Raw genomic sequence first — 17,062 nt, forward strand, 5'->3', positions numbered from 1 at the left:
TGGTTCTTCAACGGCTTGGCATCCGGCAACCCGCTGTACAACTGGGGTTCTTCGTTCTAACCCTGGGACTTGACTTTCGACGCCACAAAGCGCCACCCCAGCATCAGCAGGGCCGACATGATGGTGGCCACGATGACAAACGACCAGTGCGGGATCGCCTGGTTGCGAATCCCCCAGATTGCCAGTCCGGTGATCACGGTGATGCCCCAGATGGCGCCGCCCTTGTTGTCGCGCACAATCAGCCAGCCCAGCGTCACGCCAAGCGCGAAGGGCCAGAGGGTGGATAGCCAGCCGGTGAAGTTAAACGGCATGGTTTCAGACTGATGTGCGCCGCGTGCTGCCAACGCGAAGACTGCGATGGCTACGTAGTCAGCGGCAATGGCAGTGGGGGTCTTGAGGGAGGTCTTGGCGGAGGCGTTCTTCATGACCGTAAGCCTAGCCCCATCCGCGCGTAGGTCGTGGCATATACCACCCAGCCGAAGACTGTGATCAGTGCGAATGAGATGAGGCGGTAGATGAGGGTGGCGGCGGTGGCGTCGGTAAGCGAAAAGCCCCCGGCTACCAGCATGGCAACCGCAACGGGCTCGACGGTGCCTACTCCACCTGGGGTGATCTGGGCGGCGCCGGCGAGTTTCGTCATAATGAACGCCAGGCAGATCGCGGAGACGCTAAGGCGGGAGTCGGTGACGGCGGCGGCGCAGAGGAGGAGCGTCAGTACGTCCAAAAGCTGATTGAGCAACGAAAATAGCGCGGCAAGCACAAATGCACCGGGCGTGATCCGGATCGCCGCAACCTGGTCAATCAGCGAATGCGCGCGCGCCGGCGTCCAGCGTTTCAACGCCGCAGGATGCATGATCGCCCAGAACACCCCCGCCATGATCGCCACCGCACCGCCGAGGCTCACAGCGAGCGTGACGGGGGAGAGCTCAGCGCCCAGAAACACCACCGCGGCTACGCCGATCAGCGCCATCCACACGGTGCTCAGCGCACCCGAGACCACGAAAAACCAGCCGCACACGCCCGTGGATGCACCCCAGGAGCGATGCACCCGATACGTCAGCCACGCTGAGATCGCCGGGCCTCCCGGCACCGAGGTAGACCAGGCGTTTGAGGCGTACACAATCGCGTTCGTGTTCACCGGGTTGGCCACACGCCGGTGAACATTGAGCAGAATCTGCATGACCGCAGACATGGCACACATGGCCAGGTTCGCGCTCAGTGCCGCACCAAGCAACAACCCGGTGTCCGCGTGCCGGGCCAGCTCCCACGCCTGGCTCAGAAACGGCATTCGGTCCCGGAACACCACCAGGACCAGCACCAACACCGCAAGTGGTGCGAGCCAACGCAGCCAGGCTTTAGCGTTCACGCTCTTTAAGATCACGCATCAGCTGCGAAAACGGCACGAGCTGGGAATCGTCATCCACGCTCACCCCGCTGCGGTAGGGCTGCGTGTCCACCACCGTGTCCTCAATCGGGATTTCGCCCTCCGGGCGGGAGCTATTGCTTGCCGACGCCCTACCGAACATCCACCAATTGTCCTCTCCAAGCAAATGCATCACAGCAGGCACAAGTAACAGTCGGATGATTGTGGCGTCGAGCGCCAGCGAGAAGATCATGCCGTAGGCAATGTACTTCATCATCACGATGTCGCTGGCCGCAAACGCCGCGGCAACCACGATCATGATGGCGGCCGCTGCGGTGATGATGCCGCCGGTATGGGCGGTGCCGTCCTTAATCGCCGTGTCCGTATCCGCTCCCTTGTGGCGTGCCTCCACCATGCGCGAGACCAAAAACACCTCATAGTCCGTGGATAGGCCGTAGAGGATGGAGATGATCAGCACCAGCACCGGACTCATCAGCGGGCCAGGTGTGAAGTTGAGCAGGCCGGAGCCCACGCCCTGCACAAACACCAGGGTGAGGAAGCCCAGCGTTGCGCCGATGCCCAGTACGTTCATGATCACGGCTTTGACCGGCAGGATCATTGAGCGGAACACGATAGCCATGAGCAGGAACGTGGCCAGGATCATGTAGAGCGCCATCCACGGCAGGCGCTCCAGCAGTGCCTCGATGGACTCGACCTCCATGGCAGGCGTGCCGGCAATGTAGACGTCCACGCCTTCAGGGGTGTCGATAGCGCGCAGCTGATCAATGACCTTCTGGCCACCGTTGCGGTCTGCTAGGGGAGCGGAAAGCACGTTCACTCCGTCCGTAGTGGGGCGCGAGGGCGCCAGTGGGGTGGCAAAGCCCTCCACCTGGCGAGCCTGCTGCATGATTGCGCCCAGCTGCTGGTTGTCCGCCCCGGAGATCACCAGCTTCACCGGGTCGGTGCGGTACGCCGGGAAGGCCTCGTTGAACGCGTCTTGGGCTTGGCGAGTCTCCTGCTGCGGCGGCAAATACGACTCATTGATGCCACCGAACGTGATGGTGACAATCGGCACCGTGACCAGTAGCAGCAACGCCGTGACACCGGTCGTGGTGGATTTGGCGTGGCGCATGGCCCAGGACGGCATAGACGTCCACAAGCGGTGCGGTTTGGTGTTGCTGCGACGCACCGCCCACTTATCAATCTTCGGCCCCAGCATGCCGAACATGGCAGGCAGCACCGTCACGGAAATGATCGCGGCGAGCAGCACCGCGCTAATCGCGCCGTATGCCACCGATTTCAAAAACGCTTGCGGGAACATGAACAGACCCGACAACGCCACACCCACCATCAGCGCGGAGAAAAACACCGTCTTGCCAGCCGTGGCGGTGGTTTCAATCACGGCTTCTTCGGTGGTGCGTCCCTTATCCAGCTCCTCGCGGAAGCGGGAGACCATAAACAAGCCGTAATCAATGGCCAGGCCCAGGCCCAGCAGCGTGATAATGGACTGGGAGAAGATGTTGACCTGCTGGAACTGTGCAAGCACGGCCAACAGGGACAGCGATCCGATGATGGACAAAATGCCCACAATCAAAGGCATCGCCGCTGCGATCACGCCGCCGAAGACGAACAGCAGAATGATCGCCACAAAAATCAGGCCGACTTTTTCTGCACGCGCGATGTCGTTGGCCATGCCTTTATCCAAGGCGTCAGCCACCGCGGTCGCACCGGCGATCTGCACCTTTGCGCCTGGGATCTCGATGGCCTCAAGCTCAGGCAAAAGGGAGCGGAAATCCTTCAGGGTCTGCTCACCGTCACCACTCAAGCCAATTGAGGCAAACGCTTTCGTCCCATCCGGCGTCATCAACGCCGCATTCGGGGTGGCAAAGTAGCTGCGGATACCAGCAACCTCAGGACGGTCCTTCAGTGCGTTGATCTGATCGTTTGCTGAAGTAAATACCGCAGGGTCATTCACATCAGCAGCGCTGACAAGCAAGATCACGTCGCCGGAATTATCTCGGCCAAACGTCTCCTGCTCAATTACCGCAGCTGTAGTGGAATCAGCCCGCGGGTCCTCCCAACCCTCCTGGGAAAGACGGTCGCCCAAATGGACACCGAACAGCAGATGCCCCAACGCGATCAGTGCGATCAGAATGACCGGGATGATGCGCCGGCCGCGATACGCAGCGCGCCCCCATTGGGCGAAGGCACCGCTACTCACTGCCCAGCTCACTGTCCAGCCCCCGAAGCGCCGTGGCCACTAAGCAGGGCTGCCAGCGGCCTGAACGGCTGCAGCCACGCGCCACCAACCGGCAGGTTATCCAGGTTCACGCGAGGCAGCGGCTCACGGAACACGCCCGGGATGTCCTCCAAGTCCACAAAGGTCAGGTGCTCGGAGTTCACAGCCCACGCGGCGTGCTCGTGGAACCCGATCACGGTGACCGGGATCGTCTCCGCCAGGCGTTCGATCTCTTCCTGGAAGTTCTGGCCGTCTGCCGACGCCACCACAAGGCCACGCAACACGCCTTCATCTACACGACGCTGGATGTGATCCAGCATGTCCTGGTCCACATCGGAGTTTTCGCCGTCCTTCGGCTTGGCAAACACAGCAAAACCGACGTTGCGCAGGGCTTCTACCCAGGGTCGGACCGAATCCGCGCTTGCGGGAGCAACGTTGGTGAACAAGGTTGCCTCGGGCTCTGCGCCGAGGCGTGTGGCCTCACCAACCAGCCAGCGACCAACAGCGTCAAAACGCGGGCGGTGCGACGCTGTTGGGCGACCACCCAGGATTGCGCCCAAGCCCATGTCTAGGTTCGGCGCGTCCCAAACCAGCAGGTAGCTTGCAGGCCCTGGTGCTGCGCCTGGGGTGTACGGGTGGATTTTGTCGTGCAGGTCCATGTAGGGTTACTTCTCCTCGCGCTTTTGCCAGAGGTACTCGCGGATCACATGATCCTTGTCCAGGCCCTTGCCCTCAAACTTGGTGATCACCTGGCGATCCGTGAGCAGCGGGGCATCCGCCCACGGCCAGCCCTTGTACTCCAGGCTCGGCTCCACATTCACCAGCTCATCGATCCACTCCGCGTAATCCGCGTGGTCTGTAGCTACGTGCAGTACGCCACCTGCTTTGAGACGGCTGGCTATCAAATTCAACGTCCCCGACTGAATAATCCGACGCTTGTGGTGACGCGCTTTCGGCCATGGATCCGGGAAGAAAATGCGCACGCCGTCCAACGATTCCGGGGCGATCATGCGGGCAAGGACCTCAACGCCGTCGCCACGCACCATGCGAATGTTGTCAATCTCACCACGAACAACCGAGCCCAAGAGCTTGGCCAAACCCGGCTTGTACAGCTCAACTGCAATAATGTTGGTGTCCGCCTCCAGCGGTGCCATCGCCGCGGTGGACGTGCCGGTGCCGGAGCCGATCTCCACAACCGTGGGGTGGCCGGTGCGGCCAAACCAAGCGTCTACATCAATCAGCTCATCAGCCAAAATGCGACCCAGCCGCGGCCAGTGCTGTTCAAACAACACCTCTTGGTTATCCGTCAGCGTGCCACGGCGAAACGTCACGGAACCCAAACGGGGGTAATCCAACCCAGTATCAAACTGGGTTTGCATCGGCCTGCCGGAGGGCAGCTCGGAAATGTTTTGTGCCTCTTTATTCATTGCCTCAATTGTCCACATGACGTGCATCCTTGCAAGTAAGCGCGCCGGGGGAGAAAAAGTCTGCGTCTATAAGCAAAAAGCTCTGTAGTGTTGGGAGGTAGGGACTGTACTTACTAAGGCCAAGGAGTAACCATGACTGCAGTGCAGCGATTGGAAGGCACGCAACCTACGGACAACCAGGCACTGATCGCCTGGATCAACGACGCAGTAGAACTCTTCAACCCGGACCGCGTGGTGTTTGCGGATGGCTCCCAGGAGGAATGGGACCGCCTCGCCGCTGAGCTGGTTGAAAAAGGCACACTGATCAAACTGAACGAGGAAAAGCGACCGAATTCCTTCCTCGCTCGCTCCAACCCGTCCGACGTGGCACGTGTGGAATCCCGCACCTTCATCTCCACCGAGAAGCAGGAAGGCGCGGGCCCAACCAACAACTGGATGAAGCCGGATGCGCTCAAGGCAGAGATGCTTGAGCACTTCAAGGGCTCCATGAAGGGCCGCACGATGTACGTTGTGCCGTTCTGCATGGGTCCAATCACGGACCCGGACCCGAAGCTGGGCGTGCAGCTGACTGACTCCGAATATGTGGTCATGTCCATGCGCGTCATGACCCGCATGGGCACCGAGGCCCTGGACAAGATCAAGGGAGACAACTTCGTTCCCTGCCTGCACTCCGTGGGCGCACCGCTAGAGCCGGGCGAGGAAGACGTTGCTTGGCCGTGCAATGAGACGAAGTACATCTCCCAGTTCCCGGAGACCAAGGAGATCTGGTCCTACGGCTCCGGCTACGGCGGCAACGCCATCCTGGCTAAGAAGTGCTACGCGCTGCGTATCGCATCCGTCATGGGTAAGGAAGAAGGCTGGATGGCGGAGCACATGCTCATCCTGAAGCTGACTTCCCCAGAGGGCAAGGTTTACCACGTCACCGGCGCATTCCCGTCCGCATGTGGCAAGACCAACCTGGCCATGATCACTCCGACCCTGGAAGGCTGGAAGTCCGAGGTTGTGGGCGACGATATTGCGTGGCTGCACCTGCGCGAGGACGGCCTGTACGCCGTCAATCCGGAGAACGGCTTCTTCGGCGTTGCGCCGGGCACCAACTACGCCTCCAACCCGATCGCCATGCGCACCATGGAGCCGGGCAACACCCTGTTCACCAACGTCGCCCTGACTGATGACGGTGACGTGTGGTGGGAAGGCATGGACGGCGACGTACCGGAGCATCTCATTGACTGGCGCGGCAACGACTGGACGCCGGACGATGAGCGCAAGGCTGCACACCCGAACTCCCGCTACTGCGTGGCAATCGAACAGTGCCCGACCGCCGCACCCGAGTACAACGACCCGGCTGGTGTGAAGATTGACGCGATCCTGTTCGGCGGCCGCCGCCCGGACACCGTCCCACTGGTTACCCAAGCACACAACTGGAACCATGGCACCCTGATCGGTGCGATGCTCTCCTCCGGTCAGACCGCAGCGTCCGCTGAGGCAAAGGTTGGCTCCCTGCGCCACGACCCGATGGCGATGCTGCCGTTCATTGGCTACAACGTGGGCGACTACCTGCAGCACTGGATCGACATGGGCGCCAAGGGCGGCGACCGCATGCCGGCCGTCTTCCTGGTCAACTGGTTCCGCCGTGGCGATGACGGCCGCTTCCTCTGGCCGGGCTTCGGCGACAACTCCCGCGTGCTCAAGTGGATCGTGGACCGCATCGAAGGCCGCGTTGGTGGCAACGAGACCGTCGCTGGCCTGACCGCTCGTGCAGAAGACATCGACCTCACCGGCCTGGACATCCCGTTCCAGGACGTTGAGGAAGCGCTCTACGCAGGTCCGGACCTGTGGAAGAACGACGTTGAGGAGGCCTACGAGTACTTCGAGGAGCTCGGTGCACGCGTGCCGAAGGAGATCTTCGACGAGCTCGGCCGCCTGGGTGACCGGGTAAAGGCCGCCAACAAGGCCACCCGCGAGTGGCTGGAGTCCAACGGCCAGGCGTAGCGGCTTCACGTTAGGAGCTGCTGAAAAATGCTTGACTAGAGCAGATTTAGTCATGTAGCTTTAGTAGCGGAAAACTTCAGACAAGATCTGTTGTTAATTTTGCAGGATGCCCGCCGTGAGGCGGGCATTTTGTTATGCTCATCGCATGGTGGGTGAAATGCTTGGGGGATTAAGTGACCCTCGAATTCGGTCGTACCGAATGGTTATCGTAGGAGAAACCGGCCGAAGCGCGGACAGTGTTTCGGACAGTTCAGTTCAGTCTCTCTATTTGTGGCAGGTCGCAGTTGCCTCAGCCTGGTACGAGGCACTTTCTATTCTGGAACCAGTGCTCAGAAATCGTATTGATTCGGTGTTGAGGTGCTGGAACCAAGAACAGGGCAAAACGGAGGACTGGCTCGAAGACCCTGCTCGTCCACTACAGAGTGAAGTCAGACGGATGGCGGCATCTGCAAGGGGTGCGGCAGAACGTGGCGCGTGTAGGAGGCCTCAGAATCACCCAAGATTTAACGCTCCGGTGACGCTCGATGACAGGGTTTCGCAGCTCTCGTTCGGAAATCTAAGTGCGCTCTTCCCGTTGCGCCCACCAGTTAATCGTAGGAATTTTGCGACAGGTTTCTCTGCCAAAGAAAACCTATGGATCTATGCGTTGTCGAGGGCTTTTCCTGGACTGACATCGAAGCTTGCTCAGCGTCACGTCGCGAGCATACATCCTGCGGTTCCCACTGAAGTCAGGGACGGGTATGCGGTAGCGATTGCTTTAGAACAGTTGAGGAGGCTTCGGAATCGTGTGAGCCACCAGGAACAGATTCTTAATGTTGACCATCAGGAACGGCTTGCAGACATGTACGCCTTGGCGCACGCACTTTCTCCCCAAACCCTCGGAGTGATGAAGAAGATGGATCGCGTGCAACGCACTCTTTTGATGCGGCCTCGATTCAGCTAACCCTTTTTCAACACAATCACGAGGTTGGAGACGGCGAACTCGCGAAGCAGCGGCACGCGAGTAAGCCACCACGCCCACCACGGGTGGTAGCGGGGAAACGCGAAGGCAAGCTGGCCGGTGGATGCGGCCCAGCGCAGACCCTCAGCAGCGGAGACGGCGAAGAGGGTCTCACCAAAGCGGTTCTTCGGTTCGTGGCCATGCACATTCGTGTACCTGCGCCGCGCAAACTCCCCGCCCACGTAGTGCGGCCACATACCTGTTTCGTGCCCGCCGAACGGCCCGAGCCACACCGTGTAACTCACGATGACAAGGCCGCCGGGGCGGGTCACGCGCTGCATCTCACGCGCCATGGCCTGCCAGTCGGGGATGTGTTCTGCCACGTTGGAGGAAAACGTGATGTCGAAGGTGTTGTCCGCAAACGGCAGCGCAAGCGCATCGCCACGCACGGCGCCGTAACCGCTGATGCCGGCGGCGCTCATTTCAGAAACGTCCGGCTCAAGGCTTATGTACTGGGTGTCTGAAAATACGTCGGCGAAGTACCCCGGCCCGCCCCCCACATCCAACACGCGTTGACCTGCCAGCCTGTGGTTGTTTAGGTCGTGCGTGAGGGCGTCGATAAGCAAGTGTGTATCGCGAGCCAACCCTTCGTAGAAGATCCGCGGCCGGAACTGTTCGTAGGTGAAGGAGCGCAGCAGGCGCAGCGAACGTCGAAGCGTGGCTAGTCTGCGGGTACGGTACATACCGATGAAGATACTGCTGATGTGCTGGCGCGATTCAACCCACCCGCAAGGCGGTGGCTCGGAGCGCTACCTTGAGCGTGTTGGCGAGTACCTGGCGGCGCAGGGCCATGAGGTGATTTACCGCACCGCAAAGCATACGGATGCGCCACGGCGCAGCACCAAAAATGGGGTGCGGTATGAGCGCGCCGGCGGCAAATACAGCGTCTACGTGCTGGCACCGCTGTCGATTCTGCGTAACCGGCCGGACGTGGTGGTGGATACGCAAAACGGCATCCCGTTTTTCGCCCGCCTGTTTTTCCGCCCAACGGTGCTGCTCACGCACCATTGCCACCGTGAACAATGGCCGGTGGCGGGTCCGGTTATTGGTCGCTTCGGCTGGTTTTTGGAGTCCAAGATCGCGCCACTGGTGTATCGCGGGGCGAGGTATGTGACGGTGTCGGAGGCGTCGAAAAGCGAACTGCTCTCCCTCGGTGTGACTGAGCCGATCGACATTGTGGAAAACGGGGTAGACTCGGTGGCGAGGGGCATCTCTTTGCTTGACGACGCCCACGTCCACCTCATCACCGTCTCCCGCCTCGTCCCGCACAAGCGCATTGAGCTTGCGATTGATGCCGTCGCCACGATTGAGGGGGCGGTGCTGGACGTGGTCGGCTCCGGCTGGTGGGACGACAAGCTGCGCGAATACGCGCACAACCGTGGCCTGGGGCCGGACAAGGTGGTGTTCCACGGGCACGTCTCCGAGGAACACAAGCACGCGCTTTTGCAGCGTGCCGCGGTGCACTTGCTGCCTTCGCGCAAGGAGGGGTGGGGGATTGCGGTGATTGAGGCTGCGCAACACGGCGTGCCGACGGTTGCGTTTTCCTCCGCCGGCGGCGTGCGCGACTCCATCGTGGACGGCGTGACTGGCCGCCTTGTTGCTGACGGCGAGTCCTTTACCGACGCCGTCATTGAAACCATGCGCGGCGATTATGGCGAGGCCGCTCGCGCATGGGCCGCGCAGTTCTCCTGGGAGAAGACGGGGCGCCGGTTCGAGCAGATACTTGAAGAAGTTGTCGAGGGCTGTGCTGTCGAGGGCTGTGATGTCGATGAGCTGGCTAGATGAGCTGGGTGGACCAGTTCAGCTGCTGAATCTTGGTGTCTAGCTGGCGGTACTCAGCCGATGCGGTATCGGCCATGGTGCGCAGCTGGGCCACATCCACGGTAGGGATGAAACGCACCTCTGAACGGGAGTAACGGTTCTGGCGTGCAGAGCCGGCGTCCGCAACATGCGTGTACAGGCGGCGGGCGCGCAGCAGTGCATCTCGACGCGCAATCGCATCCGTCAGCGTCGCCCCCTCAAACGAGGTCTGCGAGTTGGTGTGGTTAATGCGGCGCACCAGCGTCTCAATCTCTTGCAGAAGCTCCGCGGCCTCGTTGAGCAAGGCAGCCGGGTCCTCAGCAGGCGTGTCGCCTTCCTGGATCAGCGCGCCTTCCGTCAGGCGCTGCGTCAAAGCGTTGAGACGGTCCTGTGCCTCAGCGCGGCGGGCGAGTGCTTCTGCAAGCAACATGCTGGTTCTCCTTCTGTCTGCCTCTATCTGCTTCTGATGGCCTGGTGGCCTCTGGGGGCCTGGTGGCCCAAGTGTATGTCCCCGTTCCCAACCCTCACCTGCACGTAACTGCTGCTTCAAACTCCCAACGCCGCGGTAATAACTGGTAATCAATGCTGACCCTGGTGTGGGTCTATGCCCATGTGCGTTATGTAGGCTACAAAACTGTGCTGTGGGCAGAGTCGAACTGCCCAGCCCTAATGTGTAGCCACAGGGCGCCACAGAGCTGCCATAACCCAGGCAGTGGAGGGGTTCTTGGCGTTCGCTGAGTTTTTTGCAGGCAGCCCGTGCAGGCTACCGACATGGTCCAAAGCCTAGCAGATTGTGGTCTGCGCGGAGCCGGCCCTGGCTCCGCCCTGGTTCCGGCTCTGCCCTGGCTGCGGCTCTGCCTTGGCTCCGAGCCGGCCCTGGCTCCGCCTTGGTTCGTTGTCGGCCCGGCTCCGCCTTGGCTTTGCGCCCGTTATCTGGCCCTTACTTGGCATAACGTTTATCTGCTAGAGGAGCCTGCGGGCTACTAGCACACAATGCATTTTCGACGATTTATCTCAACAGCCGACCTGCGGAAATAGGGGGCGATAAAAAATGTCTGCTAGTGAGACGCCACGTCTCACTAGCAGACAAATACAGCTATGGATTTCAAGCTATGAAATCTTGCGAAGTCTTGCGCAGTCTTACGCGGAAGCAGGGAAGAGCTCGCCCGCGTACAGGCGGTTTTTCATTTCCTTCTCCACCAGGATCGGCAGGAAGTCTTCAACCTTGGCGCCTGCGCGGCGGCTGCGAAGTACTGCATCGAAGGCGTCGCCGATCTCGATGGCGTCGAAGCGGTCGGACCACTCAGCGATCAGGTCTTCGCGGATATTGCGCAGGGCGCGCTCGCGAACGATGGAGAAGTCGATGTTGTTAATGTCCTTGGGGCTACGCATTGTTCTGGTTCCTTTCAGATGAGTTGTGTGGTTACGCGGTTCGTATGTGTGTGGCTCGTGTTTGTGAGGCCGAAAAATTGGAAAAGCTGTCTGTTGTGATTGCAGATGTTGCGTGGTGCCTATGTGGCATCCGGGGGCCTCCTCTCGTAACCATTTGTTTACCTGGCGTTCACTTTAAACATGTGGCACAGGTCATGCAAGGATGTCCACGATTGGCGACTGCCATTAATGGGTGAAACTCAACTAATGTCGATAAAGCGGCAGGTTAGAGGCGTTTCTGTCCAAAATGTGATTCTAGTCACGTTTGGCGATTCCAAGCAGTGGAGCGGCACACCACAACGCGAAAAGTGTTACGCCAAGCGGTGGGAGACCACGCGCAGGAGCCCCCGTGTCCAGCACGGAACCGTCTTGAAAGACCACGAGACCAACGCCGAGGTCCCGGAGCAAATCCACATCCACAGAATCAGCAGCACCAGAACCAACAGCATCAGAACCAGCAGGACCAACAGGACCAACAGGACCAACAGGACCAACACCAGAACCATGAGCACCAACAGCACCGGAGGCAGCCAACCAACGTTCGGACGGCGGGTCCACTTCCACGCCGTCCACCGAAAGTGCCCCAGACTCGACCACGTTCATGGCTTTGGGGGTGGGGTTGAGGGTGGGCGTGTGGGCGTCGTGAAGCAGAAGCGTTGGGGCGTTTTCGAAGAAAACATCGCGGCCTCGGTGCTCCACCGCAGGTACAGCCACCGTGGTGGGGGTCAGTGCGGACAAAGCGAGTGAGGCGTCTGGGACCTGCAAGAACGCAACGCCAACAGCGGCGGCTGCGCACCGGCTGGTGAGGTGGCCCGCGGCGGCGGTGCAGGCGGGGAGGGTGAGGAGGAGGAACTTGGTGGCGTCGCGAAGCAACCCGCCCCCGGGCAGGTGCTGGACAAGCGGTGCGGTGAGACCGGCCCAGGCAGCTAGGGGGATTGCTAGGCCAAGGCCGCCAAGCCATAGCCAGCGGCGCGGCACGCCGCGCCAACCGAGCGCCAACAGCGGCAAAAGCAACAGGCCAAACAGAGCAAAGCCAACCTCGCGCGACCACGGCACTGCCGCAGAGTTCCAGATCCCGCCAAGGCCGGCCACAGAGCCGAGCGTGCCCACAAACGCCTCTGCGCGCGGGGCGAAGGCCTGCACCGCCGCCGCCGACGATGTGCCACCGCGACCTGCGGCAACGCTGGCCACCACCCAGGGCGCACACGTCACAACAGAGACTAAAAGCCCCCGCCGCCCGCGCGCGAACGCCGCGGCCGCAAGCGCACCCGTGGGCGTCAACGACGCCAGCCAATGCGCCAGCACGCGCAGCGGCACCGGCGCGCAAAACACCGCCGGCAACAGCCAGGCTGCGACAACCAAGGACCACTGGCCCTGCAAGAGGCGCTCGACCACAAACGGGTTCCACAGCAGCACCGTCATCGCCGCGGCCTTGCCAAACGGGCTGCGACCCAGCCGGTAGGCGCTCACCGCGGCGCACGTGGCGGCGGCAACCATAATCACGCGCAGCGCCAGCACCGGATCTGGAACGATGGCTAGCAGCGCATCCTGCGGCACGTTGCGCGCCGGCAGATCGCCGTAGCCGAGGGAGGCGCGGGTGAGGTACATGCCGTCGAACACCAGCATGTCGCGCAGCGCAAACGCCTGGCCGGGCATGAGAAACGGCCATGTCACCGCAACAACAAGGGCGGCACCGTAGGCCACTACGGGGTTGAAGTGGCGGGCGTTTCCTACAATGGCCACATCGCAAACCCTAACGTATCTCCAGTGCTGCCCCAGCTTGATGGCCTGCGCGGCCTCGCTGCCCTTGGCATTTTGACCACCCATGTGGCCTTCCAGACCGGGCTGACGTCGACGTTTGTGGAGCGCTTTGATTACTTCGTTGCGGTGTTTTTCGCACTTTCGGCTTTCCTGCTGTCTCGCGGTCAGTGGGTGGCACAGGGCTATTACTATCGACGCCTCGTCCGCCTCACCCCCGCCTACCTCACCTGCGTGGCCGTGGTCCTTGTCGTCCTGCCGCCGCTGACCAACGTGAGCCTCCAACAGGTGCTGGCCAATATTTTTTTGCTGCAGGTCTACGTGCCCGACGGGCTTATTGAAGGCCTCACGCAACTGTGGTCCCTGTGCGTGGAGGTGGCGTTCTACCTAGTGCTTCCCGCCTACATGGCGCTGGGAGATCGCGGGAGACAGATCGCGTTACTTATCGCCGTGTCGTTTGGGTTGGCGTGGCCGTGGCTGGTGGACCAGCAGACGTGGCCGCCGTCGTACGCTCCGTGGTTCGCGGTGGGCTTGGTCTTGGCGGAGCTGGAGCGCCTCGGCGTGCGCTGGCGCGGGCCGCGCTGGCCCTGGTTGCTGGCCGCCGCAGCCATCGCGTATCTGGCGGGCCTTGCAGGTCCCGCGGGGCTGACACACCCAACACCTGCAGAGTTCAACGTGCGGGTGATTTTGGGGACGTTCTTCGCCGCGTTCATCGTTGGCCCGTATGTGCTGACCAGCGCGGAAACCGGGGCTAACAGTGTGCTTGCCAGCCACCCCATGCGCACGTTGGGCCGCTGGTCATACTCGCTGTTTTTGTGGCACGTGGCGGTGCTCTACTTCGCCTTCCCGGTGCTTGGCGTACCCTGGTTCAGCGGCTACTTTGTGCCGGTGTGGCTGTTTACTACCGTGGCGTCGCTGGTGGTGTCGTACGCCTCGTACGAACTGGTGGAGCGCCCCGCTGCGGCCGCGATGGCCAAGCACCCCGCGAAAGTGAGTAAGAGGCTGTCACCCGCGTAGTTTTCCGCAGGCCACGGCGCGCGTGCCAGCCACAGTCCAGCTACCAACATTGCAGCAAACGTCAGCCAGCTGCCGCGGATCAGGGTGAAGCGCTCAACCACCCAGGCGGTTGCCAACGCCACAGCACCGACCAGCGGGCTCGCCGCCAACGCCACCACGCCAGCAACAGGGCGCGCCGTCACGCGCGGCGCTGGCCCACAACGGCGCCACGGCACCCACAGGCACGCGGCCACCGTCAGCAGGGACAACGCCCCGCCGATGCCCAAACTTGCACGGTAGACCGCATCCCCCGCGTGCCACATGCGGAAATGGCCGGATGCGCCGGGTGGGACGATGAAGGCTTGGGTGGAGGCGTCGATAAGCAAAGGCTTGAGCTCATGCTCACCTGCGGCTGCACGCAAGCCCGGATTAAACCCGCGAGTCGTGATAATGATGCGTTCGGTATCGGCCGCATCGATCGTGCCGTCGAAGGGCGACCAGGTGGGCAGCGTCAAGGGTTGGGTGAGCATGACCACCTTCGCGCGGCTGGTCAGCTCGTGTGTGCCGGCGGGCAGGTGGACTGGGCCGGGGGCGTGCTCGGTGCCGTCGATGGTGGCGCGCGCGGCGAGCTGCCACGTGGCATCCACGGTGGTGGTGAAGCGGCGCTGGATCGCGTCGGTGGCGGGGAAGTGGCGTTGGAAGACAAGCGCACGGGCCTCGGTTGCATCGAGCTCCACAATGCGCGTAACACCGGCGTCTACCTGCGTAATGCCCACCGGTTCGGTCAGTTCGAGCTCCATGACCGTATCGTGTTTGGTTACCTCGCGGGGTTCACCGCCAACAAGGGAGACCGTTCGGCCGTCTACAAGCACCTGGGTGTTGGCGGTGGCAGTAATAGTCGCGGTGGTGGCGTCGCTGCGAATGCGCAAACGTGGGGTCGGATCGCCCGGGGCCGGCCACCAGGCGGTATCGTCCAGACCGTCAAACGCCGAGGTCACAGAGCGCGCCGCGCTGACGTTTGAAGACGCCTCCACGCTGCCGCCCTGCATAGTCACACCGACTGGCGTGCCCGCGCTGGGATAATCCTTCACGCGGTTGTACACAGAGCCATCCTCATCCAGACTGGTCAGATGTGCCGACTGGCCGTCCAAGCTGCCGTAGTTACGCACGGCCAGGGCCGGGGTGTCGGTAGTGATTACAGCATCGTCTGAGGTCAGCACAGTTGGGAAGTAGCCGAGCTCGCGCCAGATAAGTGGGAGGGCTTCGCCGCCGGCGTTGATAGGCAACGGTGCATCGGCGGTGATCATCATGCCGCGGGTGGGTTCAAGCAGGAACACGTCAACATCGCCAAAGTTCGCGGTGGGAACGCCCAGGGACGGGGTGGGGGTTTGGTGCTCAAGGTCGCGGCGCACAACGACTGCGCCCACGCCGATCGCGCGCAGCGCCTCCGCATCCACCACCGCGGTTTGGCCGTCCAGGCCACGGATGGCCTCCGGTTCTACCAGCGGGATTGCGTCCCGGAAGACGAACGGGGAATTGCACAGCGCCTGGATCGGCTCATCGCGCGTCCACCCCCACTCCTGGCGGGCAAACGACGCCGCAGGCACCACCAACGTCCGCGTCCCCGCAGCGTGTGTATCGAGGTACTCGCACGCCTCCACCCAATCCTGCGACACCCCAGCCTTAAGACCAGAGGCCCACGTACCCACTGGCAGCAGCCGCAAGGACCACGCAGGTGAGGTGGCCACCACCGCCGCCAACGCCACGCACGCCACCTGCGCGCGGTTGACTCTTGTGAGCTCTCTTGTGAGTGCAGCACCCACCGCAAGCGCCATCGGCAAACGGATCAGGGGGTCGAATTTGTGGAGGTTGCGGAAGGGGGCGAGTTGGGCGTCGAGAAGCGAAATGCCCCAATGCGCACCGGCAAGCAACGCGAAACCGATGGCGAACATGGCGACAAACTCACGCGGAAGCCGGCGCAGCCCCACCAGCCCGACGGCGGCGATGGCGCAGGTAGCCAGCACAAACGTGGGTTCGGTGACCAGCAGGTGGCCGGCGGTCCGCTCCGCATCTACAAACGGCGCCCAGGAGGTGGTGCCGCGCAGGATTTCCACCGGGTTTAACCACGCGGTGGTGACGGTGGCCGATTCAATGAAATCTGTAAACGGCGGTGCGTAGCGCCCCAGGATGAGCAGCGGTCCCAGCCACCACGCAGACACCGCGACCGCCCCGAGCGTGAACACCCCGGCCCGCCAGAATTGCCCGCGCCACAGAAGATAAACAAACGCAGGCACACACGCGGCGATCGTCGCCGTGGCATTGACGGCGCCCATGCAGGCCACCACAACTATGGACGCCGCAACATTCGGCCGCCTCTGCACCAGCGGCACCAGCGTCCACGGCACTAACGCCACCGGCCAGGCCTCGGAAGAAATCGCGGTCAGCGTGGTCAGGATGCGCGGCGACAGCGCGTACACGACCGCCGGCAACACCGAAGGCAACCCAGCCGGCAAACCTATACGACGCGAAAGCGCCAACGTCCCCGAAAACGCCAACCCCATAATCAGCGCCCACCACAGCCGCTGCGTCACCCACGCAGGCACGTGCGCCAGGTCCGCCAGCAGGAAGAACGCACCCTGCGGAAACAAGTACCCGTACGCCTGGTTCTGCAGCTGGCCCAGCGGGAACTCGTCAGTAAAAATATGCGTGGCGCGCGCCAGGAAACGCGCCGGGTTGACCACCAAATCAAGCTTGGTGTCTGCGGCAACCTGCCCGGGCGGTTGCAAAAACGCCAGACAGAACGCCCCGATCCAGCCGAGGATATGGGCGCGCACTACTGTCGGGAGCCGTACTCCGGGCCACCGAGGACCGCTTCATCCGCCGGCACGGCCTGGCCGGTTGGCACCGTCTGCCCAGAAAACCCCGCCAGCCCCAGCACCCCCACAAGGCCTAACACAACGCCGATGACAGCACTGGCCAAGATGGATGACATGGTGCGGTTATCAGCTGGTTGCGGCATGTGTTGAACCCTACCAGTGTGCAGGCTGCGTAGAGTG

The 17,062-nt window shown here is 62.1% G+C and carries 14 protein-coding genes and 1 pseudogene; 4 read left to right on the forward strand and 11 right to left on the reverse strand.

Annotated features, from left to right (window positions below; all coding sequences use genetic code 11):
- Window positions 1-56 precede the first annotated feature (56 nt).
- The 5 genes from HMPREF3101_RS09600 to trmB are packed head-to-tail and all read right to left on the reverse strand — an operon-like array spanning window position 57 to window position 5,029.
- On the reverse strand, window positions 57-425 hold the full coding sequence (locus tag HMPREF3101_RS09600) for a DUF3054 domain-containing protein (RefSeq protein ID WP_070464911.1): 369 nt from the start codon (window positions 423-425) through the stop codon (window positions 57-59).
- Window positions 422-1,366 carry a lysylphosphatidylglycerol synthase transmembrane domain-containing protein gene (locus tag HMPREF3101_RS09605; RefSeq protein WP_070464914.1) on the reverse strand — a complete coding sequence of 315 codons (945 nt, stop codon included), beginning with the start codon at window positions 1,364-1,366 and terminating at the stop codon, window positions 422-424. The genes HMPREF3101_RS09600 and HMPREF3101_RS09605 overlap by 4 nt, the downstream gene beginning before the upstream one ends.
- Entirely contained in the window at window positions 1,356-3,596 is a 2,241-nt protein-coding gene (locus tag HMPREF3101_RS09610) for an MMPL family transporter (protein ID WP_246816727.1), read from the reverse strand. The genes HMPREF3101_RS09605 and HMPREF3101_RS09610 overlap by 11 nt, the downstream gene beginning before the upstream one ends.
- Window positions 3,593-4,261: a PIN domain-containing protein gene (locus tag HMPREF3101_RS09615; RefSeq protein WP_083280197.1), complete on the reverse strand. Its 669-nt coding sequence runs from the start codon at window positions 4,259-4,261 to the stop codon at window positions 3,593-3,595. Before HMPREF3101_RS09615 ends, HMPREF3101_RS09610 begins: the two co-directional genes overlap by 4 nt.
- A 6-nt stretch (window positions 4,262-4,267) precedes the next feature.
- A complete protein-coding gene (gene trmB / locus HMPREF3101_RS09620; RefSeq protein WP_070464982.1) occupies window positions 4,268-5,029 on the reverse strand; it encodes a tRNA (guanosine(46)-N7)-methyltransferase TrmB in 762 nt (253 codons plus the stop codon).
- Window positions 5,030-5,161: 132 nt separating this feature from the next.
- On the opposite strand from trmB, the gene HMPREF3101_RS09625 reads away from it, so the two are divergent.
- Window positions 5,162-7,021, forward strand: coding sequence for a phosphoenolpyruvate carboxykinase (GTP) (locus HMPREF3101_RS09625; RefSeq protein ID WP_070464917.1), 1,860 nt, complete (start codon window positions 5,162-5,164; stop codon window positions 7,019-7,021).
- A gap of 787 nt (window positions 7,022-7,808) precedes the next feature.
- Window positions 7,809-7,964, forward strand: coding sequence for a hypothetical protein (locus HMPREF3101_RS12175; RefSeq protein ID WP_168160183.1), 156 nt, complete (start codon window positions 7,809-7,811; stop codon window positions 7,962-7,964).
- On the opposite strand, the gene HMPREF3101_RS09635 is transcribed toward HMPREF3101_RS12175, so the two are convergent.
- Window positions 7,961-8,704: a class I SAM-dependent methyltransferase gene (locus tag HMPREF3101_RS09635; protein ID WP_070464924.1), complete on the reverse strand. Its 744-nt coding sequence runs from the start codon at window positions 8,702-8,704 to the stop codon at window positions 7,961-7,963. The genes HMPREF3101_RS12175 and HMPREF3101_RS09635 overlap by 4 nt on opposite strands.
- A gap of 4 nt (window positions 8,705-8,708) precedes the next feature.
- Between HMPREF3101_RS09635 and HMPREF3101_RS09640 the strand changes: the two genes are divergently transcribed.
- Complete coding sequence (locus HMPREF3101_RS09640; protein WP_070464926.1) at window positions 8,709-9,806, forward strand: glycosyltransferase family 4 protein; 1,098 nt, start codon at window positions 8,709-8,711, stop codon at window positions 9,804-9,806.
- Here the strand turns inward: HMPREF3101_RS09640 and HMPREF3101_RS09645 are convergent.
- The 3 genes from HMPREF3101_RS09645 to HMPREF3101_RS12180 form a co-directional block, all read right to left on the reverse strand.
- Complete coding sequence (locus HMPREF3101_RS09645) at window positions 9,799-10,251, reverse strand: DIP1984 family protein (RefSeq protein ID WP_070464929.1); 453 nt, start codon at window positions 10,249-10,251, stop codon at window positions 9,799-9,801. The two genes, HMPREF3101_RS09640 and HMPREF3101_RS09645, sit on opposite strands and share 8 nt — an antisense overlap.
- A 710-nt stretch (window positions 10,252-10,961) precedes the next feature.
- Window positions 10,962-11,213: a three-helix bundle dimerization domain-containing protein gene (locus HMPREF3101_RS09650; RefSeq protein WP_070464932.1), complete on the reverse strand. Its 252-nt coding sequence runs from the start codon at window positions 11,211-11,213 to the stop codon at window positions 10,962-10,964.
- A 294-nt stretch (window positions 11,214-11,507) separates the two neighbouring features.
- The gene (locus HMPREF3101_RS12180; protein WP_168160184.1) at window positions 11,508-12,995 is read right to left on the reverse strand and encodes an MmpA family trehalose lipid delivery protein; all 1,488 of its coding nucleotides are present in this window, start codon (window positions 12,993-12,995) and stop codon (window positions 11,508-11,510) included.
- 84 nt (window positions 12,996-13,079) lie between these two features.
- Between HMPREF3101_RS12180 and HMPREF3101_RS11795 the strand changes: the two are divergent.
- Window positions 13,080-13,889, forward strand: a pseudogene (locus HMPREF3101_RS11795) (acyltransferase family protein); the annotation flags it as partial.
- Here the strand turns inward: HMPREF3101_RS11795 and HMPREF3101_RS12530 are convergent.
- Together HMPREF3101_RS12530 and HMPREF3101_RS09665 are read right to left on the reverse strand one after the other, a co-directional pair.
- Window positions 13,886-16,840, reverse strand: coding sequence for an alpha-(1->3)-arabinofuranosyltransferase domain-containing protein (locus HMPREF3101_RS12530; protein WP_070464935.1), 2,955 nt, complete (start codon window positions 16,838-16,840; stop codon window positions 13,886-13,888). The pseudogene HMPREF3101_RS11795 and the gene HMPREF3101_RS12530 sit on opposite strands and share 4 nt — an antisense overlap.
- Entirely contained in the window at window positions 16,840-17,025 is a 186-nt protein-coding gene (locus tag HMPREF3101_RS09665) for a DUF2613 family protein (protein ID WP_070464937.1), read from the reverse strand. The genes HMPREF3101_RS12530 and HMPREF3101_RS09665 overlap by 1 nt, the downstream gene beginning before the upstream one ends.
- Window positions 17,026-17,062 lie beyond the last annotated feature (37 nt).

The organism is Corynebacterium sp. HMSC29G08, assembly GCF_001806875.1.
GTDB lineage: Bacteria > Actinomycetota > Actinomycetes > Mycobacteriales > Mycobacteriaceae > Corynebacterium.

Bases quoted from the DNA above. Each gene is read 5' to 3' on its own strand.
- HMPREF3101_RS09600 (WP_070464911.1), bottom strand. From the start codon at position 425: ATGAAGAACGCCTCCGCCAAGACCTCCCTCAAGACCCCCACTGCCATT.
- HMPREF3101_RS09615 (WP_083280197.1), bottom strand. From the start codon at position 4,261: ATGGACCTGCACGACAAAATCCACCCGTACACCCCAGGCGCAGCACCA.
- trmB (WP_070464982.1), bottom strand. From the start codon at position 5,029: ATGAATAAAGAGGCACAAAACATTTCCGAGCTGCCCTCCGGCAGGCCG.
- HMPREF3101_RS09625 (WP_070464917.1), top strand. From the start codon at position 5,162: ATGACTGCAGTGCAGCGATTGGAAGGCACGCAACCTACGGACAACCAG.
- HMPREF3101_RS09635 (WP_070464924.1), bottom strand. From the start codon at position 8,704: ATGTACCGTACCCGCAGACTAGCCACGCTTCGACGTTCGCTGCGCCTG.
- HMPREF3101_RS09640 (WP_070464926.1), top strand. From the start codon at position 8,709: ATGAAGATACTGCTGATGTGCTGGCGCGATTCAACCCACCCGCAAGGC.
- HMPREF3101_RS09645 (WP_070464929.1), bottom strand. From the start codon at position 10,251: ATGTTGCTTGCAGAAGCACTCGCCCGCCGCGCTGAGGCACAGGACCGT.
- HMPREF3101_RS09650 (WP_070464932.1), bottom strand. From the start codon at position 11,213: ATGCGTAGCCCCAAGGACATTAACAACATCGACTTCTCCATCGTTCGC.
- HMPREF3101_RS09665 (WP_070464937.1), bottom strand. From the start codon at position 17,025: ATGCCGCAACCAGCTGATAACCGCACCATGTCATCCATCTTGGCCAGT.